At 42.6% G+C, this 6,457-nt stretch carries 10 protein-coding genes; 6 read left to right on the top strand and 4 right to left on the bottom strand.

Going from position 1 to position 6,457, the window contains the following annotated elements; all coding sequences use genetic code 11:
- Nucleotides 1-135 precede the first annotated feature (135 nt).
- Together ACYPWY_RS11945 and ACYPWY_RS11950 are read right to left on the bottom strand one after the other, a co-directional pair.
- On the bottom strand, nt 136-579 hold the full coding sequence (locus ACYPWY_RS11945; RefSeq protein ID WP_459685756.1) for a nucleoside deaminase: 444 nt from the start codon (nt 577-579) through the stop codon (nt 136-138).
- Entirely contained in the window at nt 576-791 is a 216-nt protein-coding gene (locus ACYPWY_RS11950) for a C-type lectin-like domain-containing protein (RefSeq protein WP_459685757.1), read from the bottom strand. Before ACYPWY_RS11950 ends, ACYPWY_RS11945 begins: the two co-directional genes overlap by 4 nt.
- Before the next feature lie 84 nt (nt 792-875).
- Here ACYPWY_RS11950 and ACYPWY_RS11955 point away from each other — a divergent pair, with 84 nt between their 5' ends.
- From ACYPWY_RS11955 to ACYPWY_RS11965, 3 genes are all read left to right on the top strand, one after another.
- Nucleotides 876-1,238: a YraN family protein gene (locus tag ACYPWY_RS11955; protein WP_459685758.1), complete on the top strand. Its 363-nt coding sequence runs from the start codon at nt 876-878 to the stop codon at nt 1,236-1,238.
- Nucleotides 1,239-1,423: 185 nt separating this feature from the next.
- Nucleotides 1,424-1,792 carry an MmcQ/YjbR family DNA-binding protein gene (locus ACYPWY_RS11960; RefSeq protein WP_459685759.1) on the top strand — a complete coding sequence of 123 codons (369 nt, stop codon included), beginning with the start codon at nt 1,424-1,426 and terminating at the stop codon, nt 1,790-1,792.
- Nucleotides 1,789-2,517 carry a biotin--[acetyl-CoA-carboxylase] ligase gene (locus tag ACYPWY_RS11965; protein WP_459685760.1) on the top strand — a complete coding sequence of 243 codons (729 nt, stop codon included), beginning with the start codon at nt 1,789-1,791 and terminating at the stop codon, nt 2,515-2,517. The genes ACYPWY_RS11960 and ACYPWY_RS11965 overlap by 4 nt, the downstream gene beginning before the upstream one ends.
- Here ACYPWY_RS11965 and ACYPWY_RS11970 read toward each other — a convergent pair.
- Nucleotides 2,510-3,355, bottom strand: coding sequence for a phosphatidate cytidylyltransferase (locus tag ACYPWY_RS11970; RefSeq protein ID WP_459685761.1), 846 nt, complete (start codon nt 3,353-3,355; stop codon nt 2,510-2,512). The two genes, ACYPWY_RS11965 and ACYPWY_RS11970, sit on opposite strands and share 8 nt — an antisense overlap.
- 83 nt (nt 3,356-3,438) lie before the next feature.
- Here ACYPWY_RS11970 and ACYPWY_RS11975 point away from each other — a divergent pair, with 83 nt between their 5' ends.
- The 3 genes from ACYPWY_RS11975 (at nt 3,439) to ACYPWY_RS11985 (ending at nt 6,185) form a co-directional block, all read left to right on the top strand.
- The gene (locus ACYPWY_RS11975; protein ID WP_459685762.1) at nt 3,439-4,287 is read left to right on the top strand and encodes a helix-turn-helix transcriptional regulator; all 849 of its coding nucleotides are present in this window, start codon (nt 3,439-3,441) and stop codon (nt 4,285-4,287) included.
- A gap of 315 nt (nt 4,288-4,602) precedes the next feature.
- On the top strand, nt 4,603-4,965 hold the full coding sequence (gene rbfA, locus ACYPWY_RS11980) for a 30S ribosome-binding factor RbfA (RefSeq protein ID WP_459685763.1): 363 nt from the start codon (nt 4,603-4,605) through the stop codon (nt 4,963-4,965).
- Nucleotides 4,962-6,185: an ABC transporter permease gene (locus ACYPWY_RS11985; protein WP_459685764.1), complete on the top strand. Its 1,224-nt coding sequence runs from the start codon at nt 4,962-4,964 to the stop codon at nt 6,183-6,185. Before rbfA ends, ACYPWY_RS11985 begins: the two co-directional genes overlap by 4 nt.
- Nucleotides 6,186-6,215: 30 nt before the next feature.
- Here the strand turns inward: ACYPWY_RS11985 and ACYPWY_RS11990 are convergent.
- Nucleotides 6,216-6,457 (bottom strand): hypothetical protein (locus ACYPWY_RS11990; RefSeq protein ID WP_459684207.1); only part of this gene is annotated, 242 nt, incomplete at its 5' end.

Below are 6,457 nucleotides of genomic sequence, written 5' to 3' on the forward strand. Positions count from 1 at the left end.
ATGAGACAGCCCCTCTTGGAATATAAGGATTTACAATCCGATATGCACCCGTAATCGCAACCGGATTACAAATCCTAATATTCCTTACAGCCAGATTACAAATCCGGCTGGACAAGTTGAACTTCAACGCTTCGTTTATCTTTTATTCCGAAAAAAACGCTGCATCAATTCAGCGCATTCCGGTTCCAAAACGCCGCCAATAACACGCGTTTTGGGATGAATGGCTTTGGGTGAGACGAAAGAGTAGCCTCTTTTTTCGTCTTTTGCGCCATACACAATTTGGGGTATCTGCGCCCATCCAAGCGCCCCGGCACACATCGGGCAGGGCTCAACGGTAACATACAGGCTGCAATTTGTCAGGTATTTGCCGCCCAGCACGTTGGCGGCGGCGGTTATGGCCTGCATTTCGGCATGTGCGGTAACATCGTTCAGGGTTTCGGTGAGGTTGTGAGCGCGGGCAATAATCCGGTTTTGGCAAACGATAACTGCCCCGACAGGCACCTCGTCCTTGTCGAAAGCCGCTTGAGCCTCCTTGAGGGCTTGCCGCATAAAATAGTCATCATCCAATAGCTGTGTCATCTACGCATTTCGTTTTCGCCAAAAAGGGTAGGATAATCCTGATCGAGGGTTTTTAGAATATGGTTGAGCACGGTCTCGCGAATCCAACGCGATTTGTTGCTAATCTTGTATTTTTTGATATACGAAGAAACGAAATCATACTCTTCGCTATTGAGCGAAAATGCCAGATGTTTGTCGCGGTTCAGTACCGGTTTTTTTTTCTTCTGTTTCATTGTTACAAAAATAATCATAATTGCAAATAATATTACAAAAACTTGTATATTTATGCTCAAAATAAAGAAAGAACGGACGGAAACATGGCTTTTCATAATAAAATAGGCGACAAAGGCGAGAATGTAGCGGCTAACTACCTTGCAGAGAGTGGGTATATCATTATCGAACGCAACTGGCGATTCGGGCACACCGACATTGATATTATAGCCCGCGATAGCGAGATGCTTGTGTTTGTGGAGGTAAAAACCCGCACATCCGACATGTGGGGAAACCCCGAAGATGCCATAACGAACGGAAAAATCAAGCGCATTGTAGAAGCCGCCGATTATTACATCAAGAACAGCCGCATTGATTTACCGGCGCGTTTTGATGTTATCTCGGTACTGATAAACAACGATAATTATGAAATCGAACATTTCGACGATGCTTTTTATGCACCGGTGTGAAGCTGTTATTGGTTTGTCATTGCGGGCTCCGACCCGCAATCTCCTAACAAAGGCACATATTTTGAGCTTCGGTTAGGAGATCCCGTGTCAAGCACGGGATGACAGCTTTTGAGACAGCCACCTCCAAACACAGACGTGGCACGCCGCGTCTCTTACAAGTTTTATAAACCCGTAAACAAAGAAATATGAATATTGAAAGCCTTAGAGAATTTTGCCTGTCGATAAAGGATGCGGAAGAATGTTTGCCGTTCGACGATACAACGCTGGTTTACAAGGTAATGGGGAAAATGTTTGCCTATTTCTCGCTTACGCCCAAAGAAGGAGAGTTTTTTGTGAACATGAAATGCGATCCCGAAAAAACCCTGCTGCTGCGCGAACGTTATCGAGGTATTACTCAAGCCTATCATGCCGGTAAAACTTTGTTGTGGAATTCGGTCTATCTTCGGAGCGACGTGCCGGATAAACTGATAGAGGAACTAATTCTCCACTCGGTGGACGAGGTTATTAAAAAACTTCCCAAGAAACAACGGGAACTTTATCGGGCGAAGCTATGAATGCGATTATAATTTGTGTTGATGAACTTGCATCCACCAACTCTTTTCTGAGGGACTTGTGTAAAATGAAAGAGCTGGCGGAGGGAACGGTTGTGTGCGCCGAGTTTCAAACTGCCGGACGCGGGCAAAAAGGGAATGTCTGGGAGTCGGAAGAAGCGAAGAACTTGCTGTTCAGTTTTGTGCTGTACCCGGGTTTTATCAAAGTAAACGAGCAGTTTATTCTCTCGCAACTGGTTTCTCTTGCCATCAAGGATGCATTGGACAGGTATGTGAGCGACATCTGCATCAAATGGCCGAATGACATCTATTGGAAAGACAAAAAGATAGCCGGAATACTTATCGAAAACGACTTGCTGGACGATAAAATAGCTGCTTCGATTGTTGGCGCAGGCATCAATATCAATCAGATACGGTTTGTGAGCGATGCTCCGAACCCTGTTTCTTTGAAGCAAATCACTGGACAGGAGTACGATAGAGATAAAATATTGAATGAAATACTGGACAAGCTGGTGGAAATTTACGAGTTGTCTCAAACCAATAAAAAAGCTATTTCGGAAAGGTACAAGCAATGTCTTTACCGGAGGGAAGGCTACTTTCGTTTCAGCGACCTGAACGGGGAGTTCGATGCCCGGATAAAAGATGTTGCCGATAACGGTTTCCTGACACTGCTTACCGCCGCCGGACTGGAAAAGCGGTATGCATTTAAGGAAGTCCGGTTTATCTGAAACAGTTAATTATCTCGAGGTAAACAACCAAGGCGGGGATGGCGAATATCATGCTGTCGAAGCGGTCGAGTATGCCTCCATGACCGGGCAGAATAGTACCCGAATCTTTCACATTCAAGGTCCGCTTTAGCAAGGATTCTATCAAATCGCCGAATGTGCCGAAGACCACGACTATGAGCGCAAAGCCCAGCCAGCCGGCCAAGGGCAAGGCATCGAAATAATGCGCAAAAACAACAGCCGAAAGCACGGCGCAAACAGCTCCGCCGATAAATCCTTCCCACGATTTTTTGGGAGATATGCGTTCAAAAAGCCTGTGTTTGCCCAATGTTACACCAAACGTATAAGCAAAAGAATCGTTTACCCATATAACAATAAACAGCGCCAAAAGATAAGAATAATGATAACTGCCCCCGGACTGGTCGTAACTGTAAGCCAGGTAATTCAGCAACGAAAAAGGGACGGCAATATATACCTGCCCCAAAACAGAATAGGCCAAAGACCGGATAGGATTCTCCTTTTTCAGATACAATTCCCATATAAACAGCAATAAAACAGAAAAAATATAAGGCAGGAATGGAGCCAGAGAGTGAATTTTACTCGAAAAAAAGACAAATGTCCCGCCAAAAATAAAAAAACCACCTGAGATAGTCAAAAAATTATTTATCTTTGTAGTCTGAGACTTGGCAATAAGATTATAAAACTCAAATAGAGCGACTATTTCGATAGTACACAATACTATGCCATACGAATACTGGCTGTATAAAATACTGCCTAATAGGATGAAAACAAAAACAATACCGGTTAATATACGGTAAATAAGGTTTTTCGCTGGTTTCAATTTGAAATAGTTTTAAAATGAAAGTCCAAATTTAATAAATTCGCGGCTATTTCCGAATAAAAGACATATTATTATTAGGTTTTATGAGTTTATTATACGCAAGTGAACATCTTTCATGTATCCATTATCAGAGGGAAAGCCCTTTGACAAAGGCTTTTTCTTACAAGAATGGCGAAACAATTGAATTCACCACCCTGAAAGATTCCATACTTCTTTTTTTGAAAAAAGGGTGTATTAGTGTTTCGTACGGCAATTTCTTCAACGAAGAAGTGGCACAGAACAATATCGTATTCTTACCCGAGAGCAATCATATTGCAATCCATATTCTTGAAGATGCCGATGTTGTAACTTTGGCTTTTGATATTCAGGTGAGTTTGTGCGAAAATTTTTCGATGATACAACTATATCCGTATTGTGCGGACAAAAAACCCGGGTTTTCGGTATTGCCATTTAACCAGCAACTAAAGGATTATTTGTGTTTACTCGATAATTATATTTCGGATGGCGTCAATTGCTGTCACTTGTACATGCTGAAAAAACAAGAGTTATTTTATCTTTTTCGCGTCTATTACACAAAAGAGACGCTTGCGGCATTTTTCCACCCGATTCTGAATAAAGAAGACCTGTTTTTCAAAAAAATTGTATTGGAGAAAGCGCTTACCGTTAAAACTGTTTCCGAATTGGCCAGTTTAGCCAATTATAGCACATCCGGTTTTATTAAAAAATTTGAAAGATGCTTTGACGATTCGCCCTATCGTTGGATTATGAGCTACAAAGCAAGCCACATTTTGCAGGAGATAAACAGAAATGAATTACCATTTAAGGATATTTGCGAAAAATACCAGTTTTCGTCCATGCCCCATTTTATTGAGTTTTGCAAACGACACTATGGACTTACTCCCGGAAAATTACGATCGGGAAGCCTAAAATAGTGTTAAACAAAGACTTAAAATAAAGGGCGTAATATATAATTTATCGGCAAGTTTTTGTATCGTTTTTTATAAAAATTTGAAATACCTTTGTCCCACAGAACATGATAATACACCTTGCCCAGGTTAATGATATTATGATGTACTATTAATTTTGTGAATTTATAAAATTAATATGTAATCAATTCTAGTTTTGTAAAGTTTGTGTTAAGGGAGGGATGTCTGCGTAGTGATACGGCGGGCTTCCTTTTTTTATACCCTGTGGTTAGGGAGATTCGCGAAACAACACTATCTTTGCACGATATAAAAATACGACAAATGGATACGAAAAGACAACAAAAAATAAACAGGTTGATACAAAAAGAACTGGGAGACATATTCCTGCTTCAGACCAAACAAACGCACGGGGTGCTTATCTCCGTCAGCAGCGTGCGCATCAGCCCCGACCTTGGCTTGGCCAAAGCCTACCTCAGTATATTCCCATCGGAAAAAGGAGCGGAACTTTTGAAAAATATCAAGGCAAACATCAAGGCCATTCGTTACGATTTGGGGCAACGCCTTGGAAAACAACTAAGAATAGTTCCCGAGCTGGCATTCTACATCGACGATTCGCTCGATTATTTGGAAAATATCGACAAGTTACTCCAGTCGGATAAAGATAAAAAATCGCAGAAGAATTGAATCTTTCGTTTTACATAGCAAAAAGATATATTTTCTCCAAAAAATCGCACAATGCCATCAATGTGATTTCGATGATCTCGGTATGTGGCATCGCTATTGCTACGGCGGCAATGGTGTGCGCCTTGTCGGTGTTCAACGGATTTACGGATATTGCCGCACGGTCGTTCAGCGCCATCGACCCCCAATTGCAAATAGCGCCGGCAAAAGGAAAAGTTTTTAATCCAGACGATCCGGACATTCAGGCAATCAAAAAATCAGAAGGCATACAATCGGCATCGGGGATGCTCGAAGAAAACGCCTTAATTAAATTTGCCGACCGCCAGGTTCCGGCGCTAATAAAAGGGGTATCGCCCGAATTTCTCGACCAGATAAATGCCGGTGATATTCTCCTCGACGGCGATTTTAAGCTGAAAGAAGGGGATGTGCAATACAGCGTAATCGGGGCGGGATTGGCTATGACGCTGGGCCTGCGCGCCGGTTATTCCACTCCGCTGGAGATTTATGTACCTAAACGGAATGCCAAGGTAAACACGGCCAATCCGGCTATGAATTTCACTATCTCATACGCTTACCCCGGTGGTATTTTTGCCCTGAATCAGCAGCAATACGACGAACAGACCCTGTTTGTTTCCATCGAATTGGCAAGGGAAATCTTTCGCTACGAAAACGAAGTCTCGTACCTGAACCTGATGCTGAAAGACGGAGCATCGTCCGACCGGGTAAAAAAAGAAATAAAAGCCATTTTGGGCGAAAATTATCTGGTAAAAGACCGTTTTGAACAACAAGAAGAGTCGTTCCACATGGTCAGCATCGAAAAATGGGTAACGTTCCTCATTTTGTCTTTCATCCTGATCATCGCCACCTTCAACACCATCGGTTCGTTGTCGATGCTTATTCTCGAAAAGAAGGACGATATAAACATCCTGAGGAATATGGGCGCCGGCAAAAAGCTGATTCTGCGGATATTCTCGTTCGAGGGTTGGCTGATATGCTTTATAGGAGCCATGAGCGGCCTGATTATCGGACTAACGCTTTGCCTGCTGCAACAACACTTCGGATTGCTCAAGCTCGGCAGCGCCGCCGGTGCATTTATTATTGACGCCTACCCCGTATCGGTACAAGCAATGGATGTTGTTTTCATTTTTCTTACGGTTCTGCTCATCGGTTTTGTAGCCGTATTGTATCCGGTGGATAATTTGAAGAAACAATTGAGGAAATAGTAAAGAGGTGCATTTAATCCCTAACTCCGCTTAATTTAGGTAGTCTATTTGAATTTTGGCGAACAGCCTCTGTGTTTTCTGGGTGATTTCGGACAGGCGCCATTGGTTTCTTATCTTCATTTTGTAAATTGCTTTTGAGAGTTCAATAATATCTTTTGGCGAGTGTTTTGATAACTGTTCGGCTTGCAGCAGGCGCGAATACAATTTGTAGTAAGCTATCATTGCCAAGAAGTTGGCAAAGAGCCAACCCTCCATCACATAGCGGTTCTGCA

Source organism: Viscerimonas tarda, from assembly GCF_054601255.1.

Excerpts from the sequence above, each read along its gene's own strand:
- ACYPWY_RS11955 (WP_459685758.1), top strand. The coding sequence starts at position 876 with ATGGCTTTTCATAATAAAATAGGCGACAAAGGCGAGAATGTAGCGGCT.
- ACYPWY_RS11945 (WP_459685756.1), bottom strand. The coding sequence starts at position 579 with ATGACACAGCTATTGGATGATGACTATTTTATGCGGCAAGCCCTCAAG.
- ACYPWY_RS11950 (WP_459685757.1), bottom strand. The coding sequence starts at position 791 with ATGAAACAGAAGAAAAAAAAACCGGTACTGAACCGCGACAAACATCTG.
- ACYPWY_RS11965 (WP_459685760.1), top strand. The coding sequence starts at position 1,789 with ATGAATGCGATTATAATTTGTGTTGATGAACTTGCATCCACCAACTCT.
- rbfA (WP_459685763.1), top strand. The coding sequence starts at position 4,603 with ATGGATACGAAAAGACAACAAAAAATAAACAGGTTGATACAAAAAGAA.
- ACYPWY_RS11960 (WP_459685759.1), top strand. The coding sequence starts at position 1,424 with ATGAATATTGAAAGCCTTAGAGAATTTTGCCTGTCGATAAAGGATGCG.
- ACYPWY_RS11975 (WP_459685762.1), top strand. The coding sequence starts at position 3,439 with ATGAGTTTATTATACGCAAGTGAACATCTTTCATGTATCCATTATCAG.